General features: G+C 33.4%; 12 protein-coding genes. 4 read left to right on the top strand and 8 right to left on the bottom strand.

Going from position 1 to position 18,201, the window contains the following annotated elements; all coding sequences use genetic code 11:
* Positions 1 to 39: 39 nt before the first annotated feature.
* The 6 genes from BM246_RS07700 to BM246_RS07675 all read right to left on the bottom strand — a co-directional run bounded on the left by BM246_RS07700 (position 40) and on the right by BM246_RS07675 (position 4,952).
* Positions 40 to 1,227, bottom strand: coding sequence for a hypothetical protein (locus BM246_RS07700; RefSeq protein WP_074936919.1), 1,188 nt, complete (start codon positions 1,225 to 1,227; stop codon positions 40 to 42).
* A gap of 59 nt (positions 1,228 to 1,286) precedes the next feature.
* The gene (locus BM246_RS07695) at positions 1,287 to 2,108 is read right to left on the bottom strand and encodes a universal stress protein (protein ID WP_074936917.1); all 822 of its coding nucleotides are present in this window, start codon (positions 2,106 to 2,108) and stop codon (positions 1,287 to 1,289) included.
* Positions 2,109 to 2,308: 200 nt separating this feature from the next.
* The gene (ric, locus tag BM246_RS07690) at positions 2,309 to 3,040 is read right to left on the bottom strand and encodes an iron-sulfur cluster repair di-iron protein (protein ID WP_074936915.1); all 732 of its coding nucleotides are present in this window, start codon (positions 3,038 to 3,040) and stop codon (positions 2,309 to 2,311) included.
* Between the two features lie 47 nt (positions 3,041 to 3,087).
* A complete protein-coding gene (locus BM246_RS07685; RefSeq protein WP_074936913.1) occupies positions 3,088 to 3,522 on the bottom strand; it encodes an RrF2 family transcriptional regulator in 435 nt (144 codons plus the stop codon).
* A 68-nt stretch (positions 3,523 to 3,590) separates the two neighbouring features.
* Complete coding sequence (locus BM246_RS07680; RefSeq protein ID WP_042496792.1) at positions 3,591 to 3,941, bottom strand: hypothetical protein; 351 nt, start codon at positions 3,939 to 3,941, stop codon at positions 3,591 to 3,593.
* Between the two features lie 36 nt (positions 3,942 to 3,977).
* Positions 3,978 to 4,952: a polyprenyl synthetase family protein gene (locus BM246_RS07675; RefSeq protein WP_074936911.1), complete on the bottom strand. Its 975-nt coding sequence runs from the start codon at positions 4,950 to 4,952 to the stop codon at positions 3,978 to 3,980.
* A 125-nt stretch (positions 4,953 to 5,077) separates the two neighbouring features.
* Between BM246_RS07675 and BM246_RS07670 the strand changes: the two genes are divergently transcribed.
* Genes BM246_RS07670 through BM246_RS07655 form a run of 4 tightly spaced genes read left to right on the top strand, consistent with a single transcriptional unit; the run spans position 5,078 to position 11,814 of the window.
* Complete coding sequence (locus BM246_RS07670; protein ID WP_042496500.1) at positions 5,078 to 5,683, top strand: TetR/AcrR family transcriptional regulator; 606 nt, start codon at positions 5,078 to 5,080, stop codon at positions 5,681 to 5,683.
* A 1-nt stretch (position 5,684) separates the two neighbouring features.
* Complete coding sequence (locus BM246_RS07665; RefSeq protein WP_074936909.1) at positions 5,685 to 7,025, top strand: TolC family protein; 1,341 nt, start codon at positions 5,685 to 5,687, stop codon at positions 7,023 to 7,025.
* A gap of 39 nt (positions 7,026 to 7,064) precedes the next feature.
* A complete protein-coding gene (locus tag BM246_RS07660) occupies positions 7,065 to 8,234 on the top strand; it encodes an efflux RND transporter periplasmic adaptor subunit (RefSeq protein ID WP_042496498.1) in 1,170 nt (389 codons plus the stop codon).
* 52 nt (positions 8,235 to 8,286) lie between these two features.
* Positions 8,287 to 11,814 (top strand): efflux RND transporter permease subunit, encoded by a 3,528-nt coding sequence (locus tag BM246_RS07655; RefSeq protein WP_074936907.1) that lies wholly within the window; start codon positions 8,287 to 8,289, stop codon positions 11,812 to 11,814.
* A 235-nt stretch (positions 11,815 to 12,049) separates the two neighbouring features.
* Here the strand turns inward: BM246_RS07655 and BM246_RS07650 are convergent, their stop codons facing one another.
* Positions 12,050 to 14,938: a TonB-dependent receptor gene (locus BM246_RS07650; RefSeq protein ID WP_074936905.1), complete on the bottom strand. Its 2,889-nt coding sequence runs from the start codon at positions 14,936 to 14,938 to the stop codon at positions 12,050 to 12,052.
* Between the two features lie 398 nt (positions 14,939 to 15,336).
* On the bottom strand, positions 15,337 to 17,967 hold the full coding sequence (locus tag BM246_RS07640) for a TonB-dependent receptor (RefSeq protein WP_074936901.1): 2,631 nt from the start codon (positions 17,965 to 17,967) through the stop codon (positions 15,337 to 15,339).
* Positions 17,968 to 18,201 lie beyond the last annotated feature (234 nt).

The following is an 18,201-nucleotide window of genomic DNA, read 5'->3' as shown; positions in this document are numbered from 1 at the left end:
GGTGTATTACATTTCTGTTTACAACTAAAACAAAACCTTTTAATCTTGTTTTTTTCGAATTAAATTAAACAGTATTAAAGTGATTCCGAAAGGCAATAAAATACTGAAATAAAACAATAATTGGTAATAATTTGGTAGCAACCCGCTTCCTGTAAAAAACTTATACCCCTGAATAAGCAACATTAATTCCGTTAAAACAAAACCTCCTAAAAAACTATATATCCCAAGATAAGCAGTTTTAGAATAAGAGAGTAAATTGTTTTTCAGAATGAAGGCAAACAAAAACCCAGAAACCACACCAAGCATTAATAAATGGATAAAACCAATTATAAAATTGCGATGTCCATAAACCGCATTGGCAAATTCCGAAAAAATAGAAGATGCTTGACAAATGGTTTTTAAAACAAAACACAACACAGCAAAACGATACAAATTAATTACGACAAGATTATCTCCACTAGCCACTTTATTCTCCTTAAACTTAATAAGTTTTACAAATAAAACAAGTAGAACTAATTGTAACACAACGCCAACACCATTTATCAAAGGGAATACCATATGCGGTGCAAACCATTGAATAGGTAGAGCAAACGTTAATACAGTTGACACGATTAAAACCCAATAGAAAGCACTAAATAATTTAGAATTTCCTATTTTAAAAAGATGAAAAAACACAGCCAAAACAGCAATTAAAAACCAACCATTAAATTGAAAATGTAAAAAAAATTGAATTGCTATTTGATAAAACGCAGAAGCTTGCCCCAACATAGAAACAGCAGGACCTAAACACCAAACCCCAATAGTAGAGGTTACCATAAACACGAGCGCTGTTTTTAATAAACGGCTAGTAACTGGTGATTCCGTTTTATGATGTTTCCAAACTAAGTAAGCAAAATAATAACTACAAAAAATATGCAAGGTTGAAAATGAAATTGAAACCACAGCATAACCTTGAAATGGAAAACTTAAAACCATACCCAAAACAGCAAACTGAGTAACCCAAAATAACTTGTTGTATACCGGCTTTTTTTCAGGAATAAAATAATGTACAATACAAACATAAAGCATTAAATACACCCAACCCAACATAGCAACATGAGAGTGCGCATGGGTTAAAAACCTATAATTTAAACCTATAGAATTTAAAAAGGAATAACGTAAAGCTAAACCCAATAAGGCTGCAATTAAGAAATTAAATAAACAAATTACTACTAACTTTTTAGGCATTATTATGGTTTCTGGCACACTAAATATAGTAAACCTTTTTATGGTAAATAAATATAAAACTAATTGTGCAACACGAGTATAGGTTTTGGTAATTTAGAAATATTGATTTTAGTATTTCCTTTTGAAAACAAATGCTCTAAAAAGCCTTCATGCCTTACAAACAAAGCCATAAAATCAACAGTATTTGTTTGCAAATAACCTAATACAGCATAATCTATAGGTACCATGTTTACAACATTATATTTACAATTTAATATAGATAAGCTAGATCTATCTTGTTTTACTATGTCTAGATTTTCTTTATTCGGCATAAGCCTTAAAACATTGAGGTGTAATTGATAGGTTTCCATAAACTCTAACAAATCGGTAAATTGATTTCCGTCTATAACATCTCTAGGCCCTACAGATAAAAGTAACTCTTTAATAGGTGTAAACCTGTAACCTTCTGGAATAGCCAATATTTTACAATCCACTTTCCTGATAACATTAATGGTATTACTGCCTAATAAAATTTCTTTGGCACCAGTAACACCATTGGTTCCCATAACAACAAAATCTATATTTCTGCTTACTACAGCCTGATTAATAGCATCAATAAATACATCAAAATCAATATGAATTTCAAATTGATAATCGAAGTTTTTATACGTATTCTCTAATTCTGCCTTTAGCACATAAAGTTTCCCTTTAGGCTCTCGCGTAATAGATTGATAAATACTTTCACCAGGGAAACGCATTAAATCATCGGAAGTGAAACTCCCAATTTTATGCACATTCATGAGATGAAATTTACATTTTTGATTCTTAAAAAAATGCATGGCGTAATGTATGGCGTTTATGGAATTAGCCGAAAAATCCGAAAGTAAGAGTATATTTTTCATAATGTTGCCGATTAGTCCTTCAATTTATTTTAAAAAAACTAAAAAAAACATGACCAAAATCACATAAACACCAATTAAACAAATAGTTAAACACTTAAACCTTATTAAAAACCGATACTTATAGACAAACAAAAACCCTAGAATATTGTTAGACCAATACTCTAGGATTTCGGAATTAAAACAACAATTACACTGTGCGTTTAAGCAAAACGTTTCTCTAATTTTATCGCCTCTGGAAATAAAATATTATTTTCTAAATGTATGTGTAAATGCAAATCTTTCTCAAACTCATCAAGCATAGCGTAGGTTACTTTATAAGTATTACAGGCATCTGCCGGCGGGTTGTAATTATCTGTAAGTTCAGCTATTTGTCTAAAACGTTCACCTTCATTATCATGTTCACTCATCATCATAGCTATTGGGTTTTTAACTGTACCAAAATGTGGTGCTTCAATAGCGTTATGATCTAAAGTTGCTTTTACCATTTTTTTTACAAAAGGAAAAAGCACAAGTTCTTCTTTTTTTAGATGAGCCGATAACTCTCCTGCCGAAGCTGTAAACAATTCGTTCACTTTAAAAAGTTCGGGATGGCGTTCTCCATGCACTCTACAAAGCTTATCTAAAAACTGGCGCAGCACCGGTATTTTCTCTTCCACATATCTGTGGTGCGTTTTTTCAATATATTCTGCCAGTAAATCTAATGGCCAAGATTTATAATCTATAGATTGGCCAGTAGTTGTGCTCAGTACAGACTCCAATTCTTCTAATAACATATTACTATCTATTCCCTTTTTTTCGCAAGCAGCTTCCACAGATCGATTACCATTACAACAAAAATCTATTTTATACTTAGAAAAAACAGCAGCAGTTCTAAAATCTTCTGCTACAAATTGCCCGATGTGTTTTTGTGCGTCTTTATGTAGTGTTTCCATAATTATTTTATTTCGGATAAATTTATCCTATTTATATTCAAATTTTTTTATGTCTTTAAAAATGCAGATCCCGATTTAATATTAAGCGCCAACTCTTCTAAAGTTGTGTTCTCTAGCATATTCTGAAGTTCATCTCTAACAATTTTAAATTTATCGTGTGCCGGACATGGGTGATTCTCATCGCATTTTTCCAAGCCTAAACCACAGCCTATATAAATACTGTCACCATCGATCGCTTTTACAATTTGGGCTAATTTAACCTGACTAATTCTATCTTTTTGTATTTCAAAACCACCGTAAGCCCCTTTAACAGAACTCACAATATCATTACGTACTAAAGATTGTAATATTTTTGCAGTAAATGCCTGAGGCGAATTAATTTTCTCGGCTATTTCTTTGGGACTAACACGCTTGTCTTCATAGGATTTTGTAGCAATAAAAATTGCTGCTTTAATTCCGTACTCACAAGCTTTAGAAAACATAATACTTATTTTATAATACAAATATATGAAGATATTTTTAAATAGGATAAAAACATCTTTATTAAATTTTAAGAATATTTATTTTTAAACCAAACCTTCTGCCATTCTCGTTTCAAAATTAAAAACATAACTTCTTCCGATAGTTTTAAAACATCATCTCCATTTAAAGCTTTCACATCTTTTTCGGGAACATCTATAATGTAAAGCAAATTTAAATACTCGTTAAATTTTTCTTGAATAAGCCTGTAAACCGTTTCATGAAGCAGTAACTTCAAGCTAGACGGTAAAACTTCTTCATGAAAATCTAAATCTACATTGGCCAACAAAAAATCTTTGTTAAGCTGTAAAATCAGTTTTTTATATAAATTTAAAGCATTTGCTTCTTCAATTAAATTATCAAAACTAGTGGGTAACTGCATCATGTAAATTTACACTTCCGTGGAAAAAATAAAAACTTAAACCGTACGGTTCATTAAATTACTACCAAACGTTTTAAGCATGGCTTTTTTATCCTCTGAAATATTTAAAGATTCCAACACCGCAAAGGCTTTTTCAGTATAAGCTAGTATTGCTTTTTTAGTAGCTTCCGCCGAACCTGAATTTACAAAGTATTGTTTTGCAGTTTTTATTTTAGCTGTAACATCTTCTGGATTAGAAGCAAATAATTGGCTTAATGCCTTAATATCTTCCTCATTAGAAAACTCTAAAGCTTTTAAATATAAATAGGTTTTTTTATTCTCAATAATATCACCACCAACTTGCTTTCCAAAGGTTTTTGGATCACCAAAAGCATCTAAATAATCGTCTTGTAATTGAAATGCTATACCTAAATAACGACCAAAACTATAAATATTATCCTGATCTTCTTTTGAAGCTTTCGCAACAATGGCTCCCATTTTCATGGCAGCAGCAACTAAAACCGCAGTTTTGTATTCAATCATTTTCAAATACTCAGGTACACTAACATCTGTTCTAGTTTCAAAATCAACATCATATTGCTGACCCTCACAAACCTCTAAAGCCGTTTTACTAAACAACTTAGCAAGCTCTAAAAAAACCGGAGCCTCGTAATTTTCAAAAAGTTGGTACGCCATAATAAGCATAGCATCTCCCGAAAGTATAGCTGTATTTATATCCCATTTTTCATGCACCGTTTCATGTCCTCTACGCAAAGGTGCATCGTCCATAATATCATCATGAACTAAAGAGAAGTTATGGAACACCTCAATACTTAAAGCGGCATTTAAGGCATTTTTATAATCGTCTCCAAAAATATCGGCAGCCATTAAGGTTAAAACTGGCCTTAATCTTTTGCCGCCTAACTCCAAAATATATTGAATTGGCGCGTAAAGATTTTCAGGCTCTTTTACAGTAGAATACGTTTCTAAATATTCTATAAACTCGTGTTGGTATTTTTCTATTGAAAGCATCGCGCAAAAATAAAGGAATTGAACATATTAAAAACCCTGAAAGTAAATTTAATATTAAAAAATGATTAAAACTCAGGAAACTATTTTTGTTTTTAAAGTTTCCTGTTGTACATTTGCCACGAATTATGAGAGAAAAAATAGTACATAAAGCCACCGATTTGTTTTTAAACCTAGGGTTTAAAAGCGTTACAATGGACGATATTGCTCACGAAATGGGCATTTCTAAAAAAACCATTTACGTGCATTTCGCCAATAAAACCAAGTTAGTAGAAGCGGTTTCTTTTTCTGTTTTCGATGTTATTTGCAATGGCATAGACAATATTTGCTGTAATTCCATAAACCCTATTGAGGAATTATACGATATAAAAATGTTTGTAATGAATCATTTAGAGAGTGAAAAATCGTCTCCTCAATTTCAACTTAAAAAATATTACCCTCAAATTTATGCAACGCTGCATTTAAAACAATTTGAAAAAATGCACGATTCCGTTAGTGATAGCCTTCAAAAAGGTATCGACACCGGCCTATTTCGTGCCAATATAGATATCAATTTTATTTCTAGAATGTATTTTAATGGAATGACGGGTATTAAGGATGGCACCATTTTTCCAACAGATTTATTCTCTATGGATTACTTAATGGAAAGTTACTTAGAATACCACTTAAGAGCCATTGTTACCGAAAAAGGATTTGAAACTTTAAATAAATTTATAACAAAAACTCAATCATAAAATGAAAAACAAACTAATTATATTTTTTAGTTTATTAGTTTCTATAACGGCTATTTCTCAAGAAGAAACCAATAGCTTTTCTTTAGATGCTGCTATAAATTTTGCCCTTGAAAATAATAGAACGGCAAAAAATGCTTCTAGAGATATAGATGCCGCTAAAGAACAAAAATGGGAAACTACCGCAGCAGGTTTACCACAACTTAATGCAGCCGTAGACTACCAAAACAGTATAAAGCAGCAACTACAAGTTGTTGAAGCCTCTGCTTTTGGTGGTCCAGAAGGCGAATACACAGCACTTGCTTTAGGCTTGGAACAAAGTTTAATTGGTTCTGCAACGCTAAGTCAGTTACTTTTTGACGGTTCTTACATTGTTGGTTTACAATCGGCCAAAGTATATTTAGAAATATCTAAAAATGCTAAAACTAAAACAGATTTAGAAGTTAAAAAAGCAGTAGTTAATGCTTATGGCAACGTTTTGCTAACAGAAGAAAGTGTTGCTATTTTAGAACGTAATAAAACGGCACTTCAAAAAAATCTTGATGAAATTACCAAAATTTACGAAAACGGTTTAGAGGAAGAAGAAAGTGTAGAGCAATTAAAAATAACATTATCTAGCATTAAAAGCACCCTAAACAATAGCATTAGATTGAAAAAAGTAGCTTACCAAATGCTTAATATCACTTTAGGTTTAGATATTGATAACAATACAACACTTACCGATAACCTAGAAACGTTAACGGCTCAAAACATCGATTTAGATTTAATTGATAATCCATTCAGTGTAGAAAACACCATAGATTATAAAATTGCCGAAAACGATAAAACATCTAAAGAACTATTATTAAAATTAGAGAAATACAAAAATCTACCTACGCTTAGTGCTTTTTTAAGTGGTGGTTATAGCGCTTATAGTCCTGAATTTACGTTTTTCAATAGTGATCAAAAATACTACGGTTATGCCATTTTTGGAGCTAAATTAAGTGTGCCTATTTTTACGTCTGGAGCAACAAAATCTAAAATGCAACGTGCTCAAATCAACTTAGAAAAAGCTGAAGACGATTTAACAGAAACCGAGCAACAATTAAAACTTCAAATTGCATCGGCTAAAAGTGATTATCAATTTGCTATTGAAGAGTACACCAATAAAAAGGAAAACTTAAACCTTGCCGAACGTATTGAAACTAAAAACCAAACCAAGTTTTTTGAAGGTATTGCTTCTAGTTTCGATTTAAGACAAGCACAAACGCAACTTTACACAGCACAACAAGAGTTTCTACAAGCTATGCTTAATGTTATAAACAACAAAGTAGCTTTAGAAACCATAACTAGTCAAATAAACTAATTCATCATCAAAATAAAATTTACTAAAATCAACAATACAATGAAACATATATATTCACTCTTAGCCATAGCGTTAGTTCTTTCTTCTTGTGGTAGCGAAAAAAAGCAATCTGTAGAAGATGTTATTGCAACTAATAACCTAGAATTAATTCACCAAAAGAAAGCCGAGTTAGAAACTATTGAGCAAGAACTTGCAGGGCAACTAAAACTTCTAGAAACAAAAATTAAGGAAATAGACCCTCTAGAAAAAATTCCTTTAATTACTACTTTTGAAGCTAAACACTCCGTATTTCAACACTATGTGGAATTACAAGGTAACGTAGACACAAAACAAAACATTGTTATTTATCCAGAATATTCGGGCGTTTTATCTAATGTATATGTTAAAGAAGGCCAACGTGTAACTAAAGGACAATCGCTTGCTAAAATTGACGATGGTGGATTAAACCAACAATTAGCTCAATTAAAAATTCAAACCGCTTTAGCAAAAACAACCTTTGAACGTCAAGAACGTTTATGGAACCAAAAAATAGGTAGCGAAATTCAATACCTACAAGCTAAAGCTAATTACGATGCACAAGAGCAAGCTGTTGGACAACTGCAACAACAGTTAAGTAAAACTATTGTTAGAGCTCCTTTTTCAGGAACTATAGACGATGTTATTACAGAGCAAGGTAGCGTAGTCTCTCCAGGACAATCGCAACTTTTTCGTATTGTAAACCTTCAAGACATGTACATTGAAACTGATGTGCCTGAGCGTTACATTACTGAATTAGCACCAGGGAAAGATGTAAAAGTAGACTTCCCTATTCTTAACAAACAAATAGATGCTAAAGTGCGTCAGGCAGGAAACTTTATCAACCCATCAAACCGTACGTTTAAAGTTGAAATAGCTATCGATAATAAAGACAGAAGTATTAAACCTAACCTAACGGCAAAGCTTAAAATTAACGATTACACCAACAACAGCGCTATACTTATTCCGCAAAGTATTATTTCAGAAAATGCTGAAGGCAAACAATATGTTTATTCTATTAGCGACAAAACGGATAACCAAGCTAAAGCAAAACGTGTTTTTATTGAAACAGGAAAAACGCAAGGCGATTACATAGAAATTCTTTCTGGACTAGAAAACGGAAGCGAAATTATAAACGAAGGTGCCAGAAGTGTAAAAGATGGACAAAGTGTAAAGATTTTAAACATTGAATAAAATCATTCTAAATTCTAGACCAATAATACTAACGTCTAAAGATTAAATACTGATGACTAAAAAGAAGAAAGAAGTACTAAAAGAATTTCGCTTAGCGTCTTGGGCAATAGACAATAAAACAACAATGTATGTTTTAATTGCGCTCATACTTTTTCTCGGAACAGGTTCTTACTTTAGCATGCCTAGAGAGAACTTTCCAGAAATTAAAGAAACTAAAATTTATATTAGTTCTATTTACCCTGGGAATACTGCCGAGGATATTGAAAAACTAATAACCGACCCAATTGAGGATAAATTAAAAACCTTAAGTAATGTTGTTGAAATCACCTCAACATCGCAAGAAGATTACTCTATTGTAGTTGTAGAATTCGACGAAAAAATTACTGTTGAAGCTGCCAAACAAAAGGTTAAAGATGAAATAGATTCGGAATCTTCGGGAGAAGATTGGCCAACATTTAACGGAGCTAAGGTAGAACCTAATGTTTTCGATTTAAGTATGTCGGAAGAAATACCCATTCTAAACATTAATATCTCTGGAGATTATCCTGTAGATAGACTTAAGGAGTTTGGAGAATATCTTGAAGATGAAATTGAAAACCTTCAAGAAATTAAACAAGTTGACATTCGTGGTGCTCAAGAAAAAGAAGTTGAGGTTGCTGTAGACATCTACCAAATGATGGCTGCTCAAGTAAGTTTCGACGATATTATTAATGCCATCGGAAGAGAAAACATGACTATGTCTGCCGGAAATTTAATTTCTAGCGGACAACGACGTACCATTCGAATTTTAGGTGAAATTGAAGACCCGAAAGAACTAGAAGGCTTTGTTGTAAAATCTGAAATGAACAACCCTATTTACTTGAAAGACGTTGCTAAAGTCAGCTTTAAAGACGAAGACAAAACTACTTACGCTAGAGAATTCGGACACCAAGTGGTAATGCTAGACGTTAAAAAACGTGCTGGTAAAAACATGGTAGCAGCAGCCGAACAAATAGAAGTTATTGTTAGTGATGCCATAAAAAACGTATTTCCACCAGATCTAAAAGTTACTATTGCTAACGACCAATCTTCTAAAACCATTGGGCAAGTAGACGATTTAGTAAACAACATTATTTTTGGTATCATACTAGTTGTCACCGTTTTAATGTTCTTTTTAGGATTTAAAAATGCACTTTTTGTTGGGTTTGCGATCCCGATGTCTATGTTCATGTCTTTAATGATATTAGACTTATTAGGCTACACCATGAACACCATGATTCTTTTCGGACTTATCATGGGGCTTGGTATGCTGGTAGATAACGGTATCGTAGTAGTAGAAAACGTATATCGCCTTATGAGTGAAGAAGGCATGAGTCGTGTTGAAGCTGCTAAAAAAGGGATTGGCGAAATTGCTTACCCAATTATTATATCTACAGCAACTACAGTTGCCGCCTTTATTCCTTTAGGTTTATGGCCTGGCGTTATGGGGCAGTTTATGAAGTACTTCCCGATTACGCTTTCGGTAGTTTTAGGATCTTCATTATTTGTGGCTATCTTTTTTAACTCTGTTTTAGTATCTAAATACATGACAGTTGAGGATAAAAATATGCCTTTAAAACAAATTATAAGAATTTCAGTAATATTTGGAGTCATCGGGCTCTTAATCATGCTCTTAGGCGGTACTTATAATGCCTTAGGAACACTAATGGTATCTGTTGTTGTTCTACTTTGGATTTACCGTTTATTCCTTAGAAATTGGTCTAATAGCTTTCAAAATAAAATATTACCTGTTTGGGAGAGAGCTTACGAGAAATCGCTACGTTACGCCTTGAGTGGCAGAAAGCCAATACTTATCACCGTTGTTACATTTATCTTGTTAATTGTAGCCTTTATGGGCTTTGGCGCATCGGTAGGAAGTCAACGTACTAAAGTAGAATTTTTTCCCGACAATAAACCAAATCAAATTATTGTTTATATCGAGTACCCTGAAGGTACAGATATTAAAAAAACCAATGCCATTACAAAAGAAATCGAAGGTCGTGTTTATAAAATCTTAAACGACGATATGTACATGAGTGGAGATTTCAACTTTTTAACAGAAAGCGCTGTGTCTCAAGTTGGTGAAGGCGCTGGAAATCCGCAAACCGATGGTGGTTCTGCTGCAGAAATGCCACACCGTGCTAAAATTACCGCGAGTATGCGCGAGTACAAATTTAGAGAAGGTGCAGATAGTCAAGAACTACTTAAAAAGGTGCAAGCCGATTTAAAAGATGTTTATCCTGGTATTGCTATTTCTGTCGAAAAAGACGCCAACGGACCGCCTGCAGGTTACCCTATTAACGTTGAATTAGAAGGAAATGATTATAGCGAACTTATTGCTACGGCAGAAAGCATGCGCGATTTTATAAACTCTAAAAACGTACAAGGTATAGATGAATTAAAGATTGATGTAAATAAATCTAAACCATCCATGCAAGTTATTGTAGATAGAAAGAAGGCCGGAGAACTAGGTGTTTCCACAGGGCAAGTTGGTCAGCAATTACGTAATGCAATTTTCGGATCTAAAGCCGGTATTTATAAAGAAGATGGTGAAGATTACGATATTTATGTACGTTTCAATAAGGAAGACCGTTATAATACTAGTGCTATTTTCAATCAGAAAATGACATTTAGAGACATGGCTTCTGGGCAAGTTAAAGAGATTCCGGTTTCTGCAGTTGCCAAACAAAGCAACACCTCTGGTTTTAGTGCTATAAAACATAAAGATGTAAAACGTGTTGTAACACTTTACTCTGCATTGGCTCCTGGTTATACCGATGCCGCTGCTATTGTTTCTAAAATACAAAATGAAATGAAAAGCTTTACCCAAAAGCCTTCTGATGTTACTATAGATTATACGGGGCAAATTGAAGAACAAAACAAACAAATGGCCTTTTTAATGGGCGCTTTTTTTACAGGTTTAGGTTTAATTTTCTTCATATTAATATTCCAATTTAACTCGGTGTCGAAACCAGGAATTATTATGCTAGCCATCTTTTTAAGTTTAATTGGTGTGTTTGGAGGAATTGTACTTACAGGAAGCTCTTTCGTTATCATGATGACCATGATGGGAATTATTTCACTTGCCGGAATTGTAGTAAACAACGGTGTGGTACTATTAGATTACACCCAACTTTTAATAGACAGAAAGAAAGCGAAACATAACCTAGAAGAAGATCAGTATTTACAAACAGCTGAACTTCTAGAAGCTATTATTACAGGAGGAAAAGCACGTTTACGCCCAGTATTATTAACAGCTATCACAACAATTTTAGGGCTAGTACCGTTAGCTATTGGATTAAACATTAACTTTTTCACCTTATTTAGTGAATTCAACCCTCATATTTATATGGGTGGAGATAACGTTATTTTCTGGGGACCATTAGCATGGACCGTAATTTATGGTTTATTTATTGCAACCTTTTTAACACTAATAGTTGTACCTATTTTATTTTACTTAGTAACAAGGTCTAAAATGAAAATATACAGCAATCGCGTTGTAGCTTTAAAACCAATTGATAACAAAGAAGTTTTTAATACGAATAAAAGAATAGAAGATTAATTTAATTGTGTGACTAACTCGATTAATAGCGAAAACCCAGACTTTCTTAATTGAAGCGTCTGGGTTTTTAGTTTTAGGAAAGCATCTGTAATCGCTAGATAGACGTATGCTCATGAAATTTTTTCGCGACACCTCATAGTCGGTATGACTTAAAAATAAGATAATTATATAAACTAAAAAGCCTCGTAAATCGATTGATTTACGAGGCTTTTAATATTAATAAACACTTTAATTCTTATTTTAAAACAAATGTTAATCTACCAAATACATAACGTCCGTTAAAACCAAATTGAGAGGTTCTACGTGAAAATATAAATTGATCTCCGTATTGAGAACCTTCAAAAGGAACCTCATCTGGATAAACATCTAATAAATTATTAGCTCCTGCTGTAAGTTTTAGGTTATCAGAAAAACTATAAGTTAAAGATAAATCTGTAATAATTTTTTCTCCGTAAGTAACTGGTGTAGTTGAACCTCTAAAATCAGGATCATTTACCGAACCAAAATAAACATTACGTAACATAAAATTCCAATCACCATTAGAGTAATTATTCGTTAAATTCACCTTAGCTCTTGGCATTGCATCTTCAATATACCCTTTAAGTGTTTCATCTAAAATTTCTGTTCCAAGAATAGATTTAACATTCTTTACTTCTGTTTTAGAAAACGTTCCAGATAATATATTATTTAAAGTTCCATTAGCACCAATACTTGTTTTATGATCTATTACAATATCTAACCCTCTAGACTCTGTATCAAAACCATTAGTAAAGAATTTAGCAGCACCTGCAGCTGCAGCATCAAAAATTTCTTGTTGCTCTGTTGTAGAAGGTGTATAACTTCTTGTTATACCAACCCTATCATCAACATTAACCATATATCCATCAATAGTTATTTTTAAACCAGCGCTCGGTATTTTAGCAGTAAACCCTAAACTAGCGTTAAAAGAAGTTTCTTCTTCCAGTTCTGGAATCGACAACAAATCGGCTAATCTACTATTATTTGCAAAAGTCCCTTGCTCAATTGGAATACCTGCAACAAATTGCGTTGCGGTAGCATTAAAATAAATTTGATGTAAATCTGGAGCTCTAAAACCCGTACTTATTGCACCACGTATTGCTGTGTTTTCTGATAATTTATATCTAGAAGATAATTTCCAGTTGAAGGTTTCTCCAAAATCGTTAAAATTCTCGTAACGCAATGCTGCACTTAATAAAAAGGCATCTGTTAAATCTGCTTCCAAATCAACATAAGCAGCATAACTATTCCTATTTTGATCCACTTCATTTTCTGGTCTATATCCAGGAAAAACTTGAGCCCCACCAGGAACACCTTCACCAAAATAACTCGTTACAATATTACTCGCATCTGTGTAGTTTGTAACAATTTCTCCGTTTGTATCATATTTTGAATAAGAAGCTTCTTCACCTGCAATTAACTGATAATTTTCAAGCCTATATTCCGCACCAAAAGCAACATTTAAACCTTCAAAAGTATCCTCATAAAAATTTGATAAATCGAAATTTGTAGTGTTTTGAGAAAAAGAAAACCCACCTGCTTCAAACTCTCTTGGTGACGATGCACCTAAGGTTGCATTAACCGTATTCTTAATTGTGAAATCGAAACTATTTACACCATAAGTGTTAGAGAAATCGATATCCCAATCACCTATTTTTCCTTTAATACCTGTTGCTAAAGACCTATCAATAACGCGAGAAGAAATATGTGGTAAGAATCCATCAGGTAAAGCCGCTGTATTTGCCCTTCCATCTGTATAGGCTGGCCTTCTATGAAATCCTGCTGCAATACCATCTCTAAAACTCATGCCGCCAAAAGAGTAAAACGCAGAACCATTATCATCTAGAGGTATTTCCATGTTCATCATAAACTGTCCACTTCTTAATTTAGACTGTCCAACTTTCATTCTAAAATCATCACGAGTTAAACCACGTTGTGCCAATTCGTAATCAGAAATAGGAGAAGAATTTGCTGTATCACCAACAAAAGTTGCCGAATCTGAATTAATAATATCTAAAAAAGAATTGCCTGCCGCAACACCATTATCATAAACAGTTTGTAATGTTGGATCTAAACCTGCAACGTAATTAGCTAAATCACTTGGATCCATAGCAAAAGCATTATCATAACCTAATGTTCTAGTAGCAATATCAAACATAGTATAAATAGGTTGCCCCATTGAATCACTTCTGTTGGTTGCTCCTCTTGTACTTAAAGAACCCGTAAAGTTAATATATCCGCCATTATCTCCTAAATCTAAACCGTAGTTAGCATCTAATTGAAATTTTTCACCATCAGTACCACCATCATTATATTGATTAGAGTGCTTACTCATATTTGCACCCGAATTCACGTTTAAAGTCAGCTCGTTTGTTGCTTTTTTAAGAACAAGGTTAATCACCCCAGCAATAGCATCAGAACCATATTGGGCTGCCGCACCATCCCTTAAAACTTCTATTCTTTCAATTGCTGCCGTAGGAATAGAGTTCATATCTGTACCAACTGTACCTGTACCAACTGTACCATTTACATTTACTAATGATGATTTATGCCTTCTTTTTCCATTAATTAAAACCAAAACCTGATCTGGCCCTAAACCTCTTAAAGAGGCTGGATCAACGTGATCTGTACCGTCTGAAACCGTTTGGGTTGTTGATGTAAATGAAGGCGCTACATAATTTAAAATCTCAGTAATAGTTGTTTGCGGTCCTGATGTAGCAATTTGCGACATATCAATAACATCTACTGGCACCGGTGTATCAATAGATGTTCTAGATTTATTTCTAGATCCAATTAACACCACCTCATTTAAGGCAACACCAGATTGCATGGTAACGTTCATAACCATACCTGTAACGGTTTTGTCTTGCGTTTCATAACCTACGTACGAAAATACTAAAACATCACCTGTTTTTGCTTTTACATTATACTTTCCGTCAAAATCTGTGGTTGTACCTGTTGACGTACCTTTTACAATTACAGAAACTCCGGGTAAGGCACCAGAATCATCTTTTACAGTTCCCGAAATTTCTTGGGCTAATGCCGCTCCTGATAGACCTATACAAAATAGAAACATCAGACATTTTAAATGTAGAATTTTACTCATAGTTATAATTTATTTGAATTAGTTCTAGCTAAGATATACATATTATCTTGTAATTTAAACACTTACCGATAAAACATTACTTACAAAACGGCTTTTTAACAGTAAAAACTTACAAGTAAAAAAATCTATTTTTAATCATTATTTCATAAACCTAAAAAGAAATAATCCTCTCAACCCCATGACACTCAACACGCTAAAAAATAAAAAAACAACTATTCAATTAAAAATAAAACGTACAATTAACGTTTTATTAGCGTTTGAGGATTATTTTAATTTTTCTAAAAAAAATGTTAAACTTAAAACGAAACCCCATATTTTGGTGTTTTTTCCAAAATCTGGGGTTTACATAAAACAGAAACGCTTAAATAAACATCTCTGCCAAAACAATAAAATGAGCTCTAGAATTTAAAAGCTAAGCTTGCATTTAAAACAGTACCATTAAATCCAAATTGATTTACCTCCCAAGGGTATTTAAAACGCCCTCCAAGATCGGTAACCACATCGCCTTTAGCATCCAATTCATCTGGATATACATTAAGTAAATTATTTACAGAAATATTACCCGATAGTTTTTCACTAAACTCATAACCAACAATTAAATCGGTGATTACTTTTCCGGCAAAAGTTTGATCTAGTGCTGGACTACTACCGTGTTGCCATGTAACTTCGCCAAAATAAGTGTTATTCAAAATAAAATTCCATTTATTCAAATCATAATCTAAACCTAATAACACTTTAGATTTCGGTCTTGATGATGTAATTCTAGCTTGCTCTTTTCTATTAAAGATATCATACCCGTTAGCCTCAAATAAAGCTGGAGCATCAATTTTACCTTTAATTGTAGTCTCATTAAAATTCGCCGCTAATGCAGCATTCAAAATACCTTCACCTAATTCAATATTAGTGTAGTTAACCACTAAATCAACACCCGAAGTATTAGTACTTACAGCGTTTACGAAAAACTTCAAACTTGTAATAGAATTAGCCACCAACACACTCTCAACAGGATTCATTGACGAGTCATCTCCATCAAACCCAATTTCACCAGTAAATAAAACACGATCATCAACTTTAACATTATAAAAATCCGCTGAAACAGAAAGGTTAGGCTTAATTTTATATGTAATACCAGCCGATATATTTTTAGACGTTTCTGCCGTAAGTTGTGGCACACCTAAATCTTCTCTAATAACAGGATCTACATTACTAAAGGTTCCTTGATTTGAAATACTCCCTCCAGAAACTAAGGTTTGCACATTACTTAAATATATTTGATGTAACGATGGCGCTCTAAACCCAGTACTATAAGAAGCTCTTATCGCACCCTTATCTCCTAAAGAATAACGCCCACTAACTTTCCATGATACGTTATCGCCAAAATCACTAAAATCCTCATAACGGATAGCTCCACCAATCAATAAATCTTCGGTAGGTTCCCATTCTAAATCTCCATAAACACCATAATTATGTCTATCGGCGCGCACTGCATTAGATGGCTGCAAACCTGGGAAAGATTGTGCATTACCATTCCCAGTAGGGTTGAAATAAGATGCAGCATCTCCAGCTCTAGCAGAAAAGTTTTCTTGCTTAATTTCTGCTCCAAAAGCAATATTAAGTTGCCCTAAATTTCTTGAGAAATCTAAATTCGCCAATGTATTACTAAACGTATAACCTCCAACTGCAAATTCTGTAGGACTGCTTGCTCCCAAATCTGGATTTAACGTGTTGTTCACATCGTAATCAATTCTATTTCTTCCGTAAGTCCCACTAAAATCAACATCGAAATTAAACAATTTCCATTTTACACCAGCTGTTAAGTTGTTATCCATAACATCGGTTTCAAAAGTAGGCTGAAACCCATTATAATCAGACCCCGCTTCATGTAATAAGTTATAAGGATCTCCCACCCAATAAGGCGCTCTGTATAAAGCAAAACTTGTTCCTTGTCTAGAAGTAAAACCACCAAAGGAGTAAAACTCACCAGAATCATTTTTAAAAGGAATTCCAGCATTAAAAAACAAATCGATTTTTTGTAATTCAGGCTGACCAACATTCATTCCTAAATCTGGATTATCAGCTAACCAAGCTCCCCAAGTTGGATCATTAGCCTCTACTCCAATTAAAGCATCTGATCCTGGAGACCCCGGTCTATTCGTTTTTTCTTGCTCATAATATCCAGCAGTAATATTTAAATAACCACCATTTTCACCAGTTAAACCTGTGTTTAAATCAACTCCAAAATTAAAACCATCGCCCTCAGTAGTAACACCAGAATTTACGTTTACCGTAGTATATTCAACATTCTTTTTTAACACCATATTAATTACACCAGCAATCGCATCCGATCCGTACTGAGCCGAAGCTCCATCACGCAAAACCTCGATACGCTCAATGGCTGCAGCTGGAATACTTTTTAAATCCACACCTACTTCACCTTTTCCAGGTGTATCATTAATATAAACTAAAGCACTTTGGTTTTTACGTTTTCCATTAACTAAAACCAATGTCCTACTTGGCCCTAAACCACGCAAATCTGCTGGATCAAAATGCGCAGTTGCATCAGATACGGCTTGGGTTGTAGAATTGAAAGATGGCACTTTATAAGTCAACATTTTATCTATTGTTGGTTGCCCGGTACTACGCATTTCATCTAAACCTATATTATCAATAGGCACAGGAGAATCTAAAATAGTTCTCGGTTTCGATCTATTACCTGTTAACACAACTGCATCTAGAGCAACACCAGATTGCATAATAACGTTCATTTTATTTCCACTAACAGTGTTTTCTTGTGTCTCATAACCCACATAAGAAAACACTAAAACAGCACCGTTACTAGCATTAATAGAATACTTACCATCGAAATCCGTGGTAGTTCCACTAGACGTTCCCTTTACAATTACCGATACACCTGGTAATGCTCCAGAGTCGTCTTTAACCACACCGGTTACTTGCTGTGCAATTACTAAAGCTGGAGCACCTAAAAAAAAGAGGAACATCAACCATTTTGTGTTCAAAAATTTACTCATAATGTTATTTTATTTAAAAGTTAGTTAATGCTAATATATGGATATAATTATTTCATTTACAAGAATATCGCAAAATATTAAGCTTAATTATTAGATTTTAATAGCTTTAAACACAAAAACCTAAAACATCAGTAAAATACAAATTCATATTATCACCTCATTACACCTATACAATCTCAACCTATTTTATCTCCTAACAATTTTAAAAGCTTCATTTACTCAAAAAAACAATTA

Origin of the sequence: Algibacter lectus (assembly GCF_900112395.1) — a bacterium.
GTDB lineage: Bacteria > Bacteroidota > Bacteroidia > Flavobacteriales > Flavobacteriaceae > Algibacter > Algibacter lectus.
The sequence above is the reverse complement of the archived record's forward strand: the minus strand, read 5'-3'. Positions and strand labels throughout refer to the sequence as shown.

Excerpts from the sequence above, each read along its gene's own strand:
- ric (WP_074936915.1), bottom strand. The coding sequence starts at position 3,040 with ATGGAAACACTACATAAAGACGCACAAAAACACATCGGGCAATTTGTA.
- BM246_RS07640 (WP_074936901.1), bottom strand. The coding sequence starts at position 17,967 with ATGAGTAAATTTTTGAACACAAAATGGTTGATGTTCCTCTTTTTTTTA.
- BM246_RS07665 (WP_074936909.1), top strand. The coding sequence starts at position 5,685 with ATGAAAAACAAACTAATTATATTTTTTAGTTTATTAGTTTCTATAACG.
- BM246_RS07670 (WP_042496500.1), top strand. The coding sequence starts at position 5,078 with ATGAGAGAAAAAATAGTACATAAAGCCACCGATTTGTTTTTAAACCTA.
- BM246_RS07650 (WP_074936905.1), bottom strand. The coding sequence starts at position 14,938 with ATGAGTAAAATTCTACATTTAAAATGTCTGATGTTTCTATTTTGTATA.
- BM246_RS07685 (WP_074936913.1), bottom strand. The coding sequence starts at position 3,522 with ATGTTTTCTAAAGCTTGTGAGTACGGAATTAAAGCAGCAATTTTTATT.
- BM246_RS07695 (WP_074936917.1), bottom strand. The coding sequence starts at position 2,108 with ATGAAAAATATACTCTTACTTTCGGATTTTTCGGCTAATTCCATAAAC.
- BM246_RS07660 (WP_042496498.1), top strand. The coding sequence starts at position 7,065 with ATGAAACATATATATTCACTCTTAGCCATAGCGTTAGTTCTTTCTTCT.
- BM246_RS07680 (WP_042496792.1), bottom strand. The coding sequence starts at position 3,941 with ATGCAGTTACCCACTAGTTTTGATAATTTAATTGAAGAAGCAAATGCT.
- BM246_RS07655 (WP_074936907.1), top strand. The coding sequence starts at position 8,287 with ATGACTAAAAAGAAGAAAGAAGTACTAAAAGAATTTCGCTTAGCGTCT.
- BM246_RS07700 (WP_074936919.1), bottom strand. The coding sequence starts at position 1,227 with ATGCCTAAAAAGTTAGTAGTAATTTGTTTATTTAATTTCTTAATTGCA.
- BM246_RS07675 (WP_074936911.1), bottom strand. The coding sequence starts at position 4,952 with ATGCTTTCAATAGAAAAATACCAACACGAGTTTATAGAATATTTAGAA.